This window comes from Bradyrhizobium embrapense (assembly GCF_001189235.2).
GTDB lineage: Bacteria > Pseudomonadota > Alphaproteobacteria > Rhizobiales > Xanthobacteraceae > Bradyrhizobium > Bradyrhizobium embrapense.
In genome coordinates this window covers 998,745-1,015,832 of sequence record NZ_LFIP02000001.1, presented here as the reverse complement: position 1 = coordinate 1,015,832, position 17,088 = coordinate 998,745, and the positions used below count along the sequence as shown (strand labels likewise).

Sequence of the window (17,088 nt, the reverse complement as noted above, 5' to 3'; positions counted from 1 at the left end):
TCATCTGACACCGACTGAAGGCGGCTCAGCTTCCGTCACCGCAGTTCGGCCCGTCGCCGGTGACGGGCCCAAGCCGCTCAGCTTTCGCGAAGGTACGTCTGGAAGATCCTGGTATCGCAAGGAGACCTCGACCGTGTCGCCTGGTTGCAACTCGGTGTCTTCGCTCGCGACAATCTGTTCCGGCCCGTTCGCGCCTTTCCTGATGATGGTAATGTCGGGCTTGCTGCCCGCTCCTCGCACAAGCTGCGATCGAACCATCGCGGTGTACTGAATCTTCTCACCCACGGCCTGCAGCCTCTCGCGAACCTGGTTAAGCCGCAAGCTCGTGTCCTGCAGCTCACGCAGGAGGTCAAGTCGCCGCTGATCATCGAGCTTGGTCAGCCTTCTGACGAGTTCATCCTGCTGCTTCTTGACCTGCAGCAGTTGCGCAGAGGTTTGCAACTTCCTGGTCGACGACAGCAGAACCGCCCGACGCGCATCCGTGACGCGCGGGCTGGTCAGGGTGCCTCTGGCGAACATATCTTGCGCTTTCTGCAGCTCTTCCTGGTCCGACTGAAATCCCTCTTCCTCCCTCTTTTGCTGCTCGGACAGCACGCGCACTTCATCGTCTCCCTGCCGAACGCCGCGCTGGATGAACTCCTTCTCCTGCTGATAGTCGCTTTGCTTCGCCTTCAGATACTCCGTTTCCGCGTTGAAGATGTCTGAAATCGCCGATCGAGCTATCGGTGCCTCCCTCGCAGCGTTTGGAGCGATCTGGGTCGCATCTCCGAGTTCCGTCTTGATACGCCACAGCCGCGCCTGCTCTTTGGCGAACTCCGTCCAAAGCGATCCATATTCGGCTCTCAGGTCCGCCAGATCGAGATACGGATTGTTCATTCTCACATGCATGATGTCGTAACCGCTCGCCAGCGCTATCAGTTGACGTGCGGTGATTGACGGAAGGTAAGGGTACTGACCCGGCTTCGAGACATCGCCATTGATGTATATCGGCCTGTACTCCGCCACGGTCGCAGTGATTTCATCCGCATCGATCACGATGACGCTTTCACGCCCGTCCGGACTTCTCTGTCGAAACACCTTGTTTGCCAGTGCGGCGCCGACCTTGGTTCGGATCTGCGGTAGGCTCAGGCCGGCTACCTGAAGCACTCCGACGAGCGGCAACGATATGTTCCCGTCCGTCTGCACGGCTGCACGAGATCGCAGCTCCGGCACGCCCGCCGCCGCGACCTCCAGCACATCCCCGGTATTGACGAGATATTCGGCTTTCGCTTGGGCCACTGAAATCGTCAAGCCGAGGACGACCAAGCCCCATTTGATGCAACCGCCGAGGTCGTTGCCCAGGATGGTGGGCCTGAAACGCTTGCGCGGTGTGGAGTTCGGCATGACGGCAACTTTCTTTGCGACGTGGTCACCAGGATGAAACCCTCGGAATCTGTCGGCATACCAACACGTCACCATCGCTGACGTTCAGGCGGCCATCGAGGCGGACGATCGGAAAACCTGGGGTTCGTTTCCTCATTTGCGGCAAGGCAGGCTTCCCGCCCGCATTTTCGATTGATCGGCCCTGTTGATCGTCAATTCGAAGTTGCATCAGATCCATTGGGATGTGCGAACAAGCGGATCGGCAGCCGAATTTAGTCCGGCAGTGCCGCGGCTCAATGGACCATCGTAATTACCCATTTATTGCCTTTCCCAAGCCATGACCCGGAATGTACTGATTCAGCAGGAAATGTGCGATTGGGCCGTAGAGTGCCATGAACGATGCGTTCTTCACCAATTCGCCGGCCTCCGCCAATTTTCCGGTGCATCCGGTCCACGGCAGCTGGGTGAATTCAGCAAGTGCCGTCAGGCCGGGCAATGGCGCCACTGGCTATGACCGCTGCCGAACTCGTCGCCAGCGTGACTTCGGCGCATATTGCGGTCTTCGTCTATCAGAGGTCGATGCCGTGGCCATGCGCCGGCTTCGGCCAGCTACCTTGTCTGAAAAGGTGCATGAATGTCTATTGATGTGATTCAGCCGGCCGCACCTCCCTCTAAGCTTGCGTCCTTCCGTGAGCCCCCTTGCGCTTGTTGAACTGGTCGCCGCAACGGAACTCCAATCATCAGCGCTGGTACGATTATGTTGCAGAATACAACGGACAATTGGGCGAACCGGGACAACCCGCCGCCGCCGGAGTTTCATACTACGCCGGTCATTTCCCTGCTGGCGGTTGTGGCCTTCATACGGCGACGCCTGTTGACCATATTTCTGCTGTGCTGCGCAGCGCTTGGCGTTGCCGTGCTCTACCTCATCATGGCGGTGCCCACCTTTACAGCCAAGGCGCAACTTATCGTCGACTCGAAAGCGACCCCCGGCGACGTTGCGGCAGTCGCGACGATTGTCGAGAGCCAGATCGGAATCATAAGGTCTGAGAGCATCGCGAGTGCCGTGATCGAGAAGCTTGGCCTGGCGACGGATCCGGAATTTGCAGGAAGCCAGGGTAGTAGCGTGCTGTCCGTATCGCATCTGCTCGGCTGGACCAGACCGGAAGGCCAGGGTAGCGCCATGCGTTACGCCGTGGAATCCTTCGGGCAAAGGCTTACCGCCAAGCGCGTCGGCCCGACTTACCTTGTCGAACTCACCTTCAGCTGCAAAGATCCTGATCGGGCAGCGCAGATTCTGAACGCCGTCGCAGAAAAGTACATTACTCATCAAATGGACCAGGGCGGCTCGTTGCAAGATGAGACGTGGGTCCGGGATCGACTGAATGGCTTGAGCACCCAAGCGTCAGCTGCGCAAAAGGCGCTCGAGGACTTCAGTAAAAGCAGAAAAGATGCGCCGGAGTCCGCTGCCAATATGGATAGGCTGGCGGCCGCTGCGGAATCGACCAAAAGCGCTTATGACAATTTTCGTCACATGCTGCGCAGGCTGGAGGCTACGCGACAGCAGTCCTCGCCGGTGTTCGCTGCGAGTCTCATTACCCAGGCGTTGCCTCCCCTGAGGGCCGCTTCGCCAAAGCCCAAGACCGTGCTTGGAATAGCGCTCCTCGGTGGACTGCTTCTCGGCCTCGCCTTCGCTGTGCTGCAGGATCTGATGGAAGGTCACATCCAGTTCGCTGCGTGGGACCTCTTGCGCGGGCACGATGATGGAGCCGAGTGGCCCGCGCCGGACACGGTTCGACCGGATCATCAATCCGAAACATCGACGAAGACCAGGCCGGTACGCCTTACGGGTGCGGGGTGAGGGCGGAGCAGCCATTTTCAGACATGCTAGAGATACGTTGTGTTGAACGGCGGACGGGCAGGCGCCATCGGGTGATCGGTATCTGGCACGATGGCGCCTTGACCCGGCGAGCACGGTGCAGAGTTTGTGGTGCCGACCGCACCCGAGGTGAGTTTCAACGGGTCGGACGCCGCTGCGTACCGCGAAGCCATGCGCCCGAGTTCGGTCAAGCTGGAGCGCAAGGAGCCGGCCCGTCATGAGCGTTGCGCTAAGACATAGCGGCGGAACTCCCTATCGTCACGCGTCAGCGTACTCGCTCGGCGAAGGTGCAAAATGGCTCTTTCTGGCGATTGTTTTCATATTGCCCTTTCAGCGAGTGCCGTTTGTCAATACGAACCTGTTCGGCATACAAGGCGGCAAGCCCTTCAACCTGCTGTCGGCGGGAGTCTTGGTCTATTTGCTATTCCGAGTGTCGATCCTGTCAGCGACCGACAAGATTGAACGAACGTCAATCCGCGTTCTTCTGCTTTACTTCGTAACCTTCGCCATTGCTTTCGCTAGATCGATCCCGAACGCCCCTCTGCTCCATGAGCGCCTCCCGGATGTATTTCCAGAGTCCTATCTGGATTACGTCATGTCATACGGCATGGTTCCGGCGTTCTACATGTTGCCGTTTCTTTTCATTCTGAAGCGATGTCGCTCATTCCCGGAGATTGAGACCGTCGTCAATGTCATCTGCGTTTCGATTCTACTCCTATCTGCGAGCTTCATCTTCGTCGCCGCCATGAATCCCTCCGCCGCACTTTCAGGGCGTGCATCCGTTAATGGACTGTGCGAAGCCTACTTCGGCATCCACTACAATACGATGGGCACTATATACATCTGCACGGCGCCTTTGTTGCTGTACAAGGCGCTTACGCGCAGCGCATTCTGGATAGTGCCCGTCGCCTTGTCGCTTCTGGGGCTCCTTCTACTCTCATCGCGCAGCGCGCTCCTAACCGTTGCGGGCTCTTATGTTCTAATTCTGCTTTACAAACGCAAGTTCGCCGTCCTGGCTGTCGGCGCCGCGATGGTGGTCATCGCATCCGTTCTCTGGATCGCGCCAACCATGGATGCCATCCTTTCCATTGGTTTCGACGGGACGTCGGACGTGTCGGCTGATGAATTGCTTACTGGCCGCGTCGATTTCATTTGGATACCGCTGCTCAACGAATGGACGAGCGATCTCGGCCTGTTTCTGTTCGGCGCTGGTCGGTCCGGAATCATAACCAGTGAAGCTTGGTACACGGGAGCGCTCATCCAAGCCACTCATGCACACAACGCCATTATCGACTTCTTTCTCGACTGTGGAGCGATAGCGACCGGCATTCTTCTCGTTTTCATGTGCATCGGGATATCAACCGCCTGGCGCGTCGGCCGACGGTTGCATAACGACCTCTACTGGGCCTTGTTTGCTTGCATCGTCGGCTATGGAATCAGCATGTTTACCGAGCGGGAGGTGTTTCCGTCGTTCGAGAACATGTACCTGTTTCCTCTCATCGCGATGATGGTCAACCTGGCGCGCCTGTCTTCGCGCGCGCGCCAAACCTCGGCATGAGCGGCTGACGACGACGGTCGTTGCCGATGAATTGTCGCTTTGGGTAAGCCCCGGCAGCCTGACGCTGGTGCAGCACGAAGCAGGTCCGAGGGATCCGGAGACCGTTCGTCGAGGCTGTGATTGACGCAGGCACCGCAACCGCGATGACAAGCCAGTGGAGGTAGCTCAAGTTCTCCGTCTCCGAGCCGGTGATCGACTTGCAACGAAGTGATCGAGCCCGCCTAATGGTGATACTCAACCTCGTATCGTTCCAACAGTGATGGATTTCAGCGTGACCATGTCCGAGCGGGAGAGGACGGTTGGCAACAGCCTGACTGAAACAATCGAGATCCCGTTCTCTTGCGGTCGCGCCGGCGTGGACGGTACGAACACGGCACCGTCATGCGAAATTACGAGGCATGGCGCGGCCATCTACGGCTCGAGTGAGGTGTCGTGCGACCGGGGGCAACAGGGCTTCGATGGAGAGGACCGGCGCTCGAACAGGTTGGGCGAGCAGAGGACGCTCCGGTGATAGGGCCGCTCAAGCGTCTCACGCAGCGTCTGCTCATCGGCGCGCTCGGGTTTGACAACTACCTCTTCTTCGTCGCTCAAGCGCGCATCGCTACGATTAAGGCGTTCCGTTACGAGGCCGACTTCCTGTACTTTCTCAATATGGTGCCGAACGACGGCGTGATTCTCGACATCGGCGCCAATATCGGGGTGACCGCCTATTTTCTGGCGGCCACGAAGCCGGGCTCCCGGGTGCATGCGTTCGAACCGGGGCCCGAGAACTTCCGGAGTCTGACGCGCGTGGTCGCGCAGCACACGCTCGCAAACGTGACGGTTCACGAATGCGGCCTGGGCCGTCAGGCTGCAGCGCTTCCGATGATCATGCCCGTGATAGGCGGCATCAAACGACACGCACTGTGCCAAGTCGATGACGGGCATTCCGAATACAAGGAGGGCATCCGCTTTCAGATCAAGATAGAGCCTCTCGACGATGTCCCGGAGCTCAAGACACGCACGGATGTGCACGCGATCAAGATCGACGTCGAGGAGTTCGAGGCCGAGGTGCTGAAAGGAGGCATGGAGCTGATAAGGCGCTGCCGGCCACTCATCTTCTGCGAGATATGGAAGCCCGAGAACCGCGACGAGATTCGTGCGATGTTCGAAAGCGAGCGCTATCGCATGTACGGCTACGAGCATGGCGCGCTCCAACCCGCCGGATCCGGCCGCAAGAACTTCACAGGAAACTTCTTCATCATCCCCGATGAATGTCCGCTGCCCCAGTAGCGCTTGCCCCAGTGCCTTGATCCCCGTCGCACACGCCATAGCGTTTGTGAGCGAGCGGTGCGTCGGTCACCGATTCGCGGCCGCTCCCGGCTTACGGGACCAGTCGACGTCGAAGTACTACTCACAAAGAGCAAGGCAGTGAGACCGGTCGCTCCACTGGGGCGCCGCCTCCCGTTGCACCGGAAAGCCAAATGGGCTCAAATCCGAACCGGAAAGCTCGACTCCACCAGATGGGTCAAGGCCCTGGCCGCATCATGCTGTGCCCGGTTCCGCCTATCCCAGTCGAAAGTCGATGAATTGTCGTGACGCGCATCCTGGTCGTAACGCATAAGCCGCTCGCAAGCCTGACCAACGGCCATGACCTGCGTGTGTGGCACTTGTGCCGGGAATTGGCGAAGCTGCATGAACTGTACCTTCTGACGGTGAACCTCGGTTCAACAGACGCGTCCAGTGCCAGCTTGGTTGGCTTGTCCGATGTCTTCAAGAAGATTGCGGAAACGCCGAAGTTTCCGGCTCGCAGGCCCTCACTGAGGAGGCACTTCCGTCGAAATGAGTCCGACTACTTCTCGCTCTCTTATCCGGATCACTTTTCAACGGTCATCAAAGCGATAGCCGCCTTCTGCGAAGAGAACAGCATCGATCACATGATCGTCTTCTGCCTCGTGCTTGCAGAGTTCGTCCGGCCGTTTTCGGGCGATAAGACAATACTCTTTGATCTCATTGACAGTGAAGTGCTGACGCTGACCAGACAAATGCAGTTCTTTCCGCCGTGGCCCGCGCAGCTGAAAACGCGTCTCGACGCGCGCCTGATGCTCGCGCGCCGTGCAAGGGCGGAGGCGTGTTTGCCGGTCTGGTTCAACCACGTCACGACCGTCAATGATGCAGATTCTGATACTGTTTGCAGGCTGTCTGGCAGGACTGCGAACGTTAGCACGGTACCGAACGGGGTCTCGCCGGACCTGGCGGACACATTCGACGCAAATGCGCGTGTCGCCAAGCGGAGGGGAGTGGCATTTTGGGGCAACCTTGCCTTCAAACCAAACAGTGATGCGGTCCGGTTTTTCTACCAGTACGTCTATCGACCGTACCTGGCTCCGGCCGGAATTGAGTGGTGCGTGGTGGGCAAGGATGCCGAGAGCTGGATTCTGGAGGAAGCGAAGCGGGACGATGGCATTCGCCTCACTGGTTTCGTCGAAGATATCTGCTCGGTGCTCGCTGAGTACCCGATCATGGTAAATCCGATGCGAATTGGCAGTGGATTGAAGAACAAGGTACTTGAAGCATTTGCCATGGGGTTGGCCGTGGTTTCAACGGGAGTGGGCATTGAAGCGCTCGGCATGGCGCGAGAAGGCGTCGATTACATGCGAGCCGACGAGCCCGAGAAGATCGCGGCAGCGATCGGGCTGCTGATCGAAGACGAAGGCCTTCGGCATTCCATGATCCAGAGTGCTCGAAAAGTCATGCTGGAGCACTACACGTGGAAAAAGGTCGCTCGTGACATGGATGCGCTGTTGGCCTCGGTATGAGTGCCGCGAGAGGTTCGGTCATGGCTGCCCTCGGTTCGAGATTAACGAGGAGTAGTGCGAGAAGGGTGAGGCGAGAGTGATCCGATTGCCATCAAACTGTTGGGCGATTCGTGCGATCGCGCTGTCCCGTGCTTCTGGAAGTCACTCAGTGAGTTCTGACGGTCTTCCTGGAAGGTTTGCCGATCGCGATCCGCGCTTCTGGTCGTCGACGCCGTCGCGAGGTCGTTGATTCATGGCATCCATACTGCGTCAAGGAATCTTGCTCTCGGCTGCACAGTACACCGAGCAGGTCATCATGCTGTTGACGCCGATCGTTCTGGTGCGAACGATCGGTCCCACGGCGTTCGGTGAATACAGGCTGTTCTGGCTGCTTGTGACGACGGTAGCCCTGTTGTTTTCCTTCAATATGCCCCGAAGCCTGCTTTTCTTCTTTGTCCGGCTGGATGCGGAGGGACGCCGAATCTACGTCGGCCAGACGGTGCTGTTCCTGCTCGCCACGACGACGTTTGCGCTGCTTCTCATCGTTGTCTTTCGTCATGCCCTTCCAACGGGCATGAAAGATCTGCTGCACGACCATGGTCTGTTACTGGCGATTTTCCTGTTTGTCTGGAACTTGGGCTTGTTGCTGGATGTGGTCCCCAACGCCGTCGGGCAGATCCGCTGGCAAGCGCAGGCCATCTTGGCTTCATCCGTGCTAAGAGCCGTGCTGATAATTTCCGCAGCACTCGTTTTCCATCGATTTGAAGAGGTACTCATCGCTGCTCTGATAGCCGCTGGCGTGCGCTTGGTGCTTCTTGCTGTCTTCATTGCGCGCAATTGCGGCATTCGAATTTTTCCAATCGACAAGGAGCAGTTCCGCGCGCAGCTTCGCTACGCCCTTCCGTTCGGTGTGGCCGGTCTGCTTTGGAGCATACGGAAGCAGGCGGAACTGTGGATTGTCGCGACGATGTTCTCGTCGGGTATGTTTGGCATTTTTTCGATTGCAACCATGCTCCTTATGCCGTTCGAAGTCTTGAGAGGCGGGCTGGGGAATTTGCTCTTGCCGCGGATGAGTCATTTCCACTCGCTTGGACGCCACGAAGAACTGTTGCGGCTGAACAATCAGGGCAACGTTATCATCAGTGCGGTTATGTTCCCTGCGATCGCGGCACTGTTCGTCTTTGCGGACGAGGTCATTCAGTTGCTGTTTACGAAGGAGTACGTGAGTGGTGCTCCCGTGCTGCGCATCTACTTGATACAAACGTTGATCTCGACCGAGATTACCACTCTGCTCAATGTGTTTGGGCAGGGATCGGCCAACATGCGGTACGAAGCTGCGATCCTGCCGTTTGCAGTGCTAACGAGCCTGGCCGGCGTCTGGTACTACGGTTTGCCAGGTGCGGCGATCGGGTCGGTACTCACGACCTTCGTTGTGTACGTTCTGTTTCTGAGAAGACTTTCAAAGGTCATGAGCATTCCGATCGCAAGGTTGCAAGATTGGAAGAATCTCGGACTAATTCTGGTCGCGTCGGTGTCGGCGGCAATACTGGTGCGGTTTTCATTTGACCTGCTGCACGCGCCGGTGCCTGTTGCTGCGCTGGTTGGTCCGGTTGCCGTTCTGGTGGGTTATGTCGCGATGTTGTTTGTGACCGGATACTATCGAACACTGGCCGAGGTCCGGAGAGAATGGGGAGTTCTCGGTGCGTGACGGACGGCGATCCGCTTCGTGTGGAGTTGCCTGAGTATTGGCGGGAGCGCGCGACGGCGAGCGAAGCCCGGTGACGAGCCAAGGCGGAACGTCGACTCGTCAGTGGGCCTTCGGCTGGCCATCCGGCCAATCGTATTCGGTTGCGATACTGCGGATCAGTTCGTTGGCCAACTCTCCGCCTTGATCTCCGTTCGTCATGATGACAGCGCCATCTCCATTTTCGAACATCGTCATCAAGCTGACGAACCCATCGTTGACGCCTGCATGCAGAATTCGTCGATGCGGCGCGACCCCCAATACAATCGGGCCAAGGCCGTAGTTGCCAAGGCCGGGTGTGAGCATTTGGAGAGCCGTAGCCTGGGACAGGACGGGAGCATCGCGACCGGTCCAGGCGCGGACCAAACCGAGAGCAAAATGCGCAACGTCAGTCGGTGTCGTCCACAATCCCGCGGCAGCCAGTTCGGGATAGACATGCGGACCGCCCGGCACCGGCTCGCCGGTCGCTCGGTAGGGTGTTGCGGCCATGGGAGTTTCATTTTTGGGCAGCGGCTGCAGGAAACTGCTGTGGGTCATCCCGTACGGCCTGAGGACGACGTCCTCTAGCAAATCTGGAAACGGTTTGCCGGTCACGTCGACGAGCAGTTGCTGCACAATGGCATAGCCGCCGCTGGAGTACTTGAACCGTGTGCCAGGCTCATGATCGACAACGACAGGCGCGGTATTTGCAGAGCCGCATAGTGCAAACCTATCGTGCGATGGCGGCCGGAACCGGGTTAGGTCGCGACACAACAGCGACGCGCCGTTGAGAACGTCGACGAGCGACGGAATCGGTGTGCCGGCAGGATATCCCGGAAAATAAGGAACGGTTATGCCAGCCGAATGATTCAGCAGCCTTCGAAGTGTAACCTTCGACTGATCGGTGAACGAGTTAGCAGGGAGCTTCCAGGTATTGAGGAATAGATTGACGTCGCTGTCGAGATCGAGCTTCGCGGCTTGAACCAACGCGAGCGCCGCTACAGCGGTCACCGGTTTGCTGATCGACGCTGCCTGGAACAGAGTATCAGGCGTTACAGGCGGACCACCAATGGTGGCAATCCCGAACCCGCGCGCGTGGACGACGCCGCCATGAACCACCGCCATGCTGACGCCAGGAACGTGCAGCTCGTTCATCCGATCCGCAAGCTTCATCGGGGCAGCGCCTGCGATGTCAGCCCGCAGTCCATTCACGATACGCTGCATGCGCTGTTCGAAGCCGTCGCTGCTGCCCGAGGGCGCGCCGTTCTGTGCACGCGCAGCCGAGAGGGTCGCGATGCTGCCCATGATGATGAGCAACGCGATACGGCCGGCGTCGAGAAGCATTGACGTGGAGTGCCGCAGGTGGCCAGTGGATTGGACCATGTGAGCATTTCTAGCAAGAAGACGGCAGTTCCGGTAGCGAAGTCGTCAACCGTTGAAATCACCGCCGCTGCCGGCGCCATCCGCCGCCGCATGCGGCTGCAATCTGCAAGCGAGACAAGCCGCTTCCAGAGGGCTGCAGAGCTCTCCTTGGTCTGCGCACATTCGGATCCGGCTGGCCCGGCCCTTGCTGTGATCGAGAATGGGTAATCCGAAAGGGTCGAGCTGCATATCGATCCAAAAGCTTATGCTTGCGAGCGAAAGGAGGCGCACCGAGAGCCGTGTGCCTTCAGTCGATAGATTTCGAGCGATCCTGAGAGAGACGAGCCGAGGGTGCGGTACATGGCGGTCCTGATGCGCTTCTCCAGAGATTTTGGGGACGGCGTGGCTTTGAATGCAAGGAATTTCTTGACGGAAGCTGATGCGTTTACGCAGACACAGGAGGCGGCGTTCTTTGCCTCAATCCGCTTGCGGAACGGTACCTACAAGACCACTGATCATCATCGCCTCGATGATCTCAATATGCTGGTTATCGGTGAGTGGAAGAAGCTGGGCAGCAAACCGAGCCAGATCATGGACGTCGGCGTATCATCAGGGATTTCCTCACTCGAATGGGCCGATGCCCTAACGCGCGCTGACATCGATGCGAAGATTCTGGCGACCGATCTGTGTATGCGCGGGAGCCTCGTGCGTCTGTTGCCGGGATATGAGGTTCTTCTCGATCGTGACGGCAAGGTGCTTCAGCACATCGTTGCCAATCGTCCGGTGCGTTGGTACCTGAATGGTCCCCGGGATTTTCTCAAGGGCACTGGATTCGTGGTCGCCGCGCTCAACACACTTGCCGGCGTGCTGCTGCCGCTGACGAACATGCGGGAAGGGGGAAGGGATGTCCTTCTGGTGAACCCGCGTGCGCGCGACGACGCTCGGCTGAGTTTTGCCGAGGATGATATTCTGGCGCCGAACCCTGCTCGACTGCGCGGCCGGTTCGACGCGATCCGCGTGTCAAATCTGCTCAATCATGGCTATTTCAACGAAGCGCAGTTGCGCCGCGCCGTCAACAATCTGCGGGATCGCCTGGTCGGTGCCGGTTCGTTCCTCATCGTGAACCGAACGCTTGCGAACGGCACTAACCACGGCACGCTCTTCCGGCTGAGCTGCGCGAACAAGTTTGAGGTGGTGGCCGAGCTAGGGGAGGGTAGCGAGATTGGGGATATCGTGTTGTCAGCCTGACGCAGGACGATCTCGTGCTCGATGACGGAAGTGCCCGCCCCTTCGCTGCGCAAGGCGACCTACCTGTCGCCGAGCGTCGTTTTATGTTGCGGTCCCATTAGGCACGAGGTGTCGGGGTGCGTATTCTCTCGATGGATTTTTCCATTCCTTATCTGATGAAAGACGAAAACTATCCGATCGGCGGGTGGGCGATCGAGCTCGCAGTATGGCTACGCGCGCTTCAAAATGCCGGTCACGAGACCGCCGTCCTCACCTGGAAGGGGGCGTTGGAGCATGTTGGTTCGGGACAGCAAATCAAGCTTATCGAAACTTATGATCCCGATCGCGGGATTCGGGTCGCGAAGTATTTCTATTCGTATATCCCGAAAGTACTGGCGGCCGCCCGCAGCTATCACCCGGATATCCTGGTCCAGGGAGTATGTGGGATACATACCGCCATCATGGCGTTCGTCGCCGACCAACTAAAGGTTCCGTTCGTCTATCGCGTTGTAAGCGACATAGATGTCGATGAAAGATGCAAGGCGCTCCTTCCAGCTCATGAATGGATATCGTACTCGTGGGCCCGGCATCATACAGCCGGATTTCTCTGTCAGAATGAGTACCAACGCGGGAAGCTGGCCGCGCTCTTTCCGGACAAGCCGGTGCACGTCCTTCATAATCCGTTTGCAGTGGCGGAGGACGCGGCCGCTCCTTTGCCGCGCGCCAAACGCGGATACGTTGCCTGGCTCGGTGTCTTCCGCTATCCGAAGAATCTGCCGTTGCTGTTTCGGATCGCCAAGGCATTGCCGGCCGTCAAGTTTCGCGTGGCGGGGATGACCTCGCCCAATACCGATCAAGCGACGTTGGACGCCTTGAATGGCTTGCGTCAGCTGCCAAACGTGGAGTTGGTTGGCTATGTGCGGCGCGCCGACGTCCAACAGTTTCTATCAGAAGCGGCAATGCTTCTCTGTACATCGGATTTCGAAGGCTTCTCAAACGCATTTCTCGAGGCGCTCGCCGTCGGCGCACCCATCGTGACGCGCCGGCATGTCGATCCGGACGCGATTGTCGAGCGCCATGCTCTCGGCGTTTCAGCTGAAGACGAGTTGACGCTTTCAAGATCTGTGAGTGAGATTTGGAACATGGACGCGGGTGAATACGACACGCTCAGCCGGCGATGCCAGATCTATGTCAAGGCAAATCATTCCCCGATGGTGAAGACTGACGAGTTGATGTCGGCTTTGACGCCCCTTGTGGCCAGGTCGAGGCAACCGGGTGCGGCTGTTATGCACTGAGCCGCCGTGATGCGACGCCTGGCGGTAGTCCTTATTTTCCCTCGATTGAGTCCCCCGATAAATTGTATCGAGATTTGAATGGGTTACGATTGCGTATGACCGCCGTTTTGTGGCGGTTGCGGGACCGAACGGGATGGCAATGAGAATAGTCTTACCTCTTATCTTTGCGCTCGCTGGGAGCGTGGCGGAAGTCTCCAATGAATCGACATCGAGCTTTGCCAATGCCGGTGGTCAGAGAAGGCTATTGGCCGAGGGCCCATCGGTCGAGACCGACAATGTTGCGGGCACCGACAGCAATACGGCGACCAGTAGAGCAATTGCTTCGTCGATCACGTCATTCTCCGGTAAACCGCGAACCCGCTTTCGGATCGGCGACGTGAGCTACGGCGTTCACGTTGCAGACCAGGGCTACAGTTTGACCAATCCCGACCCCCAGACCCTGCGCTTCGAGGTCCGCAAGGGCGACCATGCTTGGTACGACAGCTCGGCCGTGGATCGTTCCGAGATCAATTCCACGGTAACCTATCCGGCCGCCACGCTAACCACGCTCAGCTACCAGTTCATGGTGGAGGCGAATGGTAGCAACGGGGCGTTCGTAAACAGCGCGACCGGCTGGTTCATCGTCGGACAGTGGCACAATGACGACGACGCCTCGGGCGTGGGAACCTCGCCTCCGGTCGCGCTGAACATGCGGGGCGATCACCTGCAGGTGCTTGCGCGCTACTGCCCGCCGGGCAAGAACCCGGGCAACGGCGCAGGCTTCGTCGTCACCAGGACCCTCTGGACCGACCCCAACCCGATCGTGACCGGCAAGTATCACGACGTGAAAGTGCAGGCCCAATTCTCGAATGACCCGACTGGCCACCTGAAAGTCTGGATCGACGGGACACCGGTCGTGAACTACAGCGGGCCGCTAGGCTATGGCGTCGGCACCAATTGGGAATTCGGAATCTATCGGTCGTCGGCACCCGAGACCACTGCCGTCAACTACCGAAATGTGATGATAACGACCGGGTCGTTAACGCCGGTATCGTCAGAGCAACCGTGACCCACGGTGCGCAACGTCCTGATCGCGGGAACGGGGCGTCCAGCGAAATGTAAAAGCAGCGGTCCCTGTCGTCATCTATCCCTTAGCTTGAATACTTTTTCATAAGCCGCCAAAAGCTTCGTCGATGCATGATGCCAGGCGAGCTCGCCACCAATCCGTTCCCGACCGAATGCACCCATGGCTTCGCGCCTCGCCGGGTCTTCCAAGAGCTCCAATATTTTGTCGCCGAATTCGGCGGTGTCCGCATTCTGCACATACAGCGATGCATCTCCTGCCGAAAAGCGGCCCTCTGTGAGGTCGAATTGGACGATGGGCTTACCCAACGTCATGTACTCCATGATCTTGTGCATCGTCGACTTGTCGTTCATCGCACTGGGGCGGTCCGGATTCACACAGACGTCGGCCGTCGACAGGATGGTGAACAGCGTGTCGTCATCGACACGGCCGGTGAATGTGACCACGTCATCCAGTTCGAGCGCCGTCGCAAGCTTCTTGAGCTCCTCCAATTCCCGTCCGCCGCCGACGATCACGAACTGGATATCGTCGCGGTTCCGCGTCCTGCGGATGTGCCTGATCGAATCCAGCAGCAGGTCGAGCCCCTCCTGTCGCGCGATAACACCGACATATCCGACAAGATACTGTCGCCCCTTCTTCCAGGCAGGGTCCGGCGGAAGTGAGCGAACGCGGGCGACATTCGGAGCGGAGCGAACGACGAACACCCGATCCGGGCTCATTCGGCCCCGTTCTATCGCAACAGTACGATACGATTGGTTGGTAGCAATCGATACGTCCGACAATGCGAATGTGATGCGTTCGAGCACAACCATAACGCGCCAAAGAAAGCCACGACGCCCAAATTTCGCTTCGTAGAGTTCTGGATTGACGTCGTGCTGATCGAAAACAAACGACTTCCCGAACAGAAACTTATGAAATGCACCGACGATGAAAATGAGATCCGGCGGATTGCACGCGTGGATGACGTCAAATCCGCGCGTTGCTAGAACTTTCAAGCTCAGCACGAACTCCCAGAACAACGCCACGCTGTACTCTACTGCGTAGCCCAGCACGCCACGACCTTCTGCAGGCATCCAATGGCGATAGACTGCTATTCCCTCGAGCATCTCGAACGAGGCCGTTGCGCCCGGTCCCTTGGGACAGATCACGGACACCTCGTAGCCATGCCGTACCAACGTGGTCGCCTCCGCCCACACCCGGACATCGAACGGGACTGGAAGATTCTCGACGATGATCAGGACCCGGCCGCGAACCGAGCCGACGCCCGCTTGTTCGGAGCTGCCGGTTACGGTGTCGTCATGAGAGAGTGTTGACATCAATGACCCGTCTTGCGTTCAGCGCCATTTGCTTCGCCCACCCTCGGGTATCTATGACAAGGTCGAATAGCTCCGCTTCGGCCGCGGACTTGGGGATCAGCAATTTGCGGAGCGCGGGCAGATTGGAGAACGCATAGCCGAGGTTCTGCCCCAGCAGCTTCGATGGCTCGACGTGTGGATCGTAGATCGACAGGCCGATGTGCAAGCGGAGGAACTTGCGAGCCAGGTCGATATTCGGACTTTCGCGAAGATCGTCGCTGTTCTCCTTGAAGGCGAGCCCCAGCATAAGCACTCGTCCGCCAGGCGGGACTGCCTTCAGGCAATTTTCGAACAGGAAATTCTTGTGCTCGTCGTTCGATCTGAGCACAGAATCCACGAGCCAGGTGTGCGCCCCGACGTCGCTTGCGATGTATTGGAGCGCACGAACGTCCTTGGGCAGGCAGGAGCCGCCGAATGCGCCGCCCGGCCTTAAATAATACGGCGAGACGTTGAGCTTGGTGTCGGAGACGAAGATCTTGTGAACGGTGGCTGCGCTGATGCCGAGCTTGTCGCAGACGCGGCCGACTTCGTTGGCAAACGCAATCTTCACAGCGTGGAACGAGTTGTCGACGAACTTGGTCATCTCTGCAGTACGATAGGTCGTGAAAAAGACGGGTGCTGCGATGTTTGCGTTCAGTTCGTCAAGCGCCGTGCACCGTTCTCCGTCCTTCGTTCCAACCACGATCTTTGGAGGATTGAAGAAATCTTCGATCGCAACCGATTCGCGCAGGAACTCGGGATTGTAGACAACCTCGACGAGGTCCATTCTGCCGTTCAATGCGCCTTCGAAAATCGGCAGGACCAGATCCTCGATTGTGCCGGGCCGCATCGTGGAACGGAACACGACGGTCAGCGGCGTCGTGCGAGTGGGGCTGACTAGGTCGGCAATCTGATGGGAAACTTCGGCGACGAAGCTCATGTTGTGGGACCCGTCCGGCGCACTCGGTGTTCCCACACACACTATGGCCAACGTGCACGCGTCGAGGTGCCCGCTCGCGTCCTTTGTTGCGCTCAGCAGGCGCTTTCGGACAGCGGACTCGACCAGTTGATCGAGACCGGGCTCCGTGATTGGAGATTTGCCCGCATTGACGATCGCAATCTTTTCATCGCTGATGTCGACGCCGATGACTTCGTGGCCTTGCCTGGCGAGGCAAGCGGCTGTCGTCATTCCGACGTAACCGAGTCCGAACACGGCTATTTTCATTCTGATCCATCATGCGCAACAGGTTGCGATGGCAACGCTGACGGCTGCTTGGGGGTTGGCTTTTAGACCGGGGATCGCAATCACCAGGGACTTCAAACTACGTCGCAATTGTATTCGTTCAGGCCCGCAGAACCGCAACTTTTTCGGGCTACCTATTCCGGTTTTGGCAAGAAGAGGACGGCCTGAAAGGGGGCTGTCCGACCTTTCATTGTTGATCGCGGGCGGAAGTGGATCGAACGTGGGAATCGCCGAACTGTTCGCGGAGGGGCGGCCACGAAACTCG

At 58.3% G+C, this 17,088-nt stretch carries 13 protein-coding genes; 9 read left to right on the top strand and 4 right to left on the bottom strand.

Annotated features, from left to right (window positions below):
* Positions 1–1,383 (bottom strand): polysaccharide biosynthesis/export family protein, encoded by a 1,383-nt coding sequence (locus tag AKN83_RS05040; RefSeq protein WP_083991931.1) that lies wholly within the window; start codon positions 1,381–1,383, stop codon positions 1–3.
* Positions 1,384–1,754: 371 nt separating this feature from the next.
* Between AKN83_RS05040 and AKN83_RS39460 the strand changes: the two genes are divergently transcribed.
* From AKN83_RS39460 to AKN83_RS05010, 6 genes are all read left to right on the top strand, one after another.
* Entirely contained in the window at positions 1,755–2,012 is a 258-nt protein-coding gene (locus tag AKN83_RS39460) for a hypothetical protein (RefSeq protein WP_157113214.1), read from the top strand.
* A gap of 107 nt (positions 2,013–2,119) precedes the next feature.
* Positions 2,120–3,223 (top strand): GumC family protein, encoded by a 1,104-nt coding sequence (locus tag AKN83_RS05035; RefSeq protein ID WP_050400189.1) that lies wholly within the window; start codon positions 2,120–2,122, stop codon positions 3,221–3,223.
* 235 nt (positions 3,224–3,458) lie between these two features.
* Positions 3,459–4,799 carry an O-antigen ligase family protein gene (locus AKN83_RS05030; RefSeq protein WP_050400190.1) on the top strand — a complete coding sequence of 447 codons (1,341 nt, stop codon included), beginning with the start codon at positions 3,459–3,461 and terminating at the stop codon, positions 4,797–4,799.
* A gap of 507 nt (positions 4,800–5,306) precedes the next feature.
* Positions 5,307–6,071 carry an FkbM family methyltransferase gene (locus tag AKN83_RS05020; RefSeq protein ID WP_050400193.1) on the top strand — a complete coding sequence of 255 codons (765 nt, stop codon included), beginning with the start codon at positions 5,307–5,309 and terminating at the stop codon, positions 6,069–6,071.
* Positions 6,072–6,373: 302 nt separating this feature from the next.
* The gene (locus AKN83_RS05015; RefSeq protein ID WP_050400194.1) at positions 6,374–7,597 is read left to right on the top strand and encodes a glycosyltransferase family 4 protein; all 1,224 of its coding nucleotides are present in this window, start codon (positions 6,374–6,376) and stop codon (positions 7,595–7,597) included.
* A gap of 232 nt (positions 7,598–7,829) precedes the next feature.
* The gene (locus AKN83_RS05010; RefSeq protein ID WP_050400195.1) at positions 7,830–9,284 is read left to right on the top strand and encodes an oligosaccharide flippase family protein; all 1,455 of its coding nucleotides are present in this window, start codon (positions 7,830–7,832) and stop codon (positions 9,282–9,284) included.
* A 99-nt stretch (positions 9,285–9,383) separates the two neighbouring features.
* Here AKN83_RS05010 and AKN83_RS05005 read toward each other — a convergent pair whose 3' ends face one another.
* Positions 9,384–10,682, bottom strand: coding sequence for a serine hydrolase domain-containing protein (locus AKN83_RS05005; protein WP_050400197.1), 1,299 nt, complete (start codon positions 10,680–10,682; stop codon positions 9,384–9,386).
* A 339-nt stretch (positions 10,683–11,021) separates the two neighbouring features.
* On the opposite strand from AKN83_RS05005, the gene AKN83_RS05000 reads away from it, so the two are divergent.
* The 3 genes from AKN83_RS05000 to AKN83_RS04990 all read left to right on the top strand — a co-directional run bounded on the left by AKN83_RS05000 (position 11,022) and on the right by AKN83_RS04990 (position 14,231).
* Positions 11,022–11,909, top strand: a complete 888-nt coding sequence (locus AKN83_RS05000; RefSeq protein ID WP_050400198.1) for a hypothetical protein — start codon at positions 11,022–11,024, stop codon at positions 11,907–11,909.
* Between the two features lie 116 nt (positions 11,910–12,025).
* Positions 12,026–13,183 (top strand): glycosyltransferase family 4 protein, encoded by a 1,158-nt coding sequence (locus tag AKN83_RS04995; protein WP_157113213.1) that lies wholly within the window; start codon positions 12,026–12,028, stop codon positions 13,181–13,183.
* 181 nt (positions 13,184–13,364) lie between these two features.
* Positions 13,365–14,231 (top strand): heparin lyase I family protein, encoded by an 867-nt coding sequence (locus AKN83_RS04990; RefSeq protein WP_172803484.1) that lies wholly within the window; start codon positions 13,365–13,367, stop codon positions 14,229–14,231.
* A 71-nt stretch (positions 14,232–14,302) separates the two neighbouring features.
* On the opposite strand, the gene AKN83_RS04985 is transcribed toward AKN83_RS04990, so the two are convergent.
* Both AKN83_RS04985 and AKN83_RS04980 read right to left on the bottom strand, forming a co-directional pair.
* Positions 14,303–15,562 carry a glycosyltransferase family 4 protein gene (locus AKN83_RS04985; protein WP_083991929.1) on the bottom strand — a complete coding sequence of 420 codons (1,260 nt, stop codon included), beginning with the start codon at positions 15,560–15,562 and terminating at the stop codon, positions 14,303–14,305.
* Positions 15,543–16,805: a nucleotide sugar dehydrogenase gene (locus tag AKN83_RS04980; RefSeq protein ID WP_050400203.1), complete on the bottom strand. Its 1,263-nt coding sequence runs from the start codon at positions 16,803–16,805 to the stop codon at positions 15,543–15,545. The genes AKN83_RS04985 and AKN83_RS04980 overlap by 20 nt, the downstream gene beginning before the upstream one ends.
* Positions 16,806–17,088: the final 283 nt, after the last annotated feature.

What these genes read in the sequence shown, in the direction of transcription:
- AKN83_RS05040 (WP_083991931.1), bottom strand. Translation starts at nt 1,383, where the DNA reads ATGCCGAACTCCACACCGCGCAAGCGTTTCAGGCCCACCATCCTGGGC.
- AKN83_RS39460 (WP_157113214.1), top strand. Translation starts at nt 1,755, where the DNA reads ATGAACGATGCGTTCTTCACCAATTCGCCGGCCTCCGCCAATTTTCCG.
- AKN83_RS05035 (WP_050400189.1), top strand. Translation starts at nt 2,120, where the DNA reads ATGTTGCAGAATACAACGGACAATTGGGCGAACCGGGACAACCCGCCG.
- AKN83_RS05030 (WP_050400190.1), top strand. Translation starts at nt 3,459, where the DNA reads ATGAGCGTTGCGCTAAGACATAGCGGCGGAACTCCCTATCGTCACGCG.
- AKN83_RS05010 (WP_050400195.1), top strand. Translation starts at nt 7,830, where the DNA reads ATGGCATCCATACTGCGTCAAGGAATCTTGCTCTCGGCTGCACAGTAC.
- AKN83_RS05005 (WP_050400197.1), bottom strand. Translation starts at nt 10,682, where the DNA reads ATGGTCCAATCCACTGGCCACCTGCGGCACTCCACGTCAATGCTTCTC.
- AKN83_RS05000 (WP_050400198.1), top strand. Translation starts at nt 11,022, where the DNA reads ATGGCGGTCCTGATGCGCTTCTCCAGAGATTTTGGGGACGGCGTGGCT.
- AKN83_RS04985 (WP_083991929.1), bottom strand. Translation starts at nt 15,562, where the DNA reads ATGTCAACACTCTCTCATGACGACACCGTAACCGGCAGCTCCGAACAA.
- AKN83_RS04980 (WP_050400203.1), bottom strand. Translation starts at nt 16,805, where the DNA reads ATGAAAATAGCCGTGTTCGGACTCGGTTACGTCGGAATGACGACAGCC.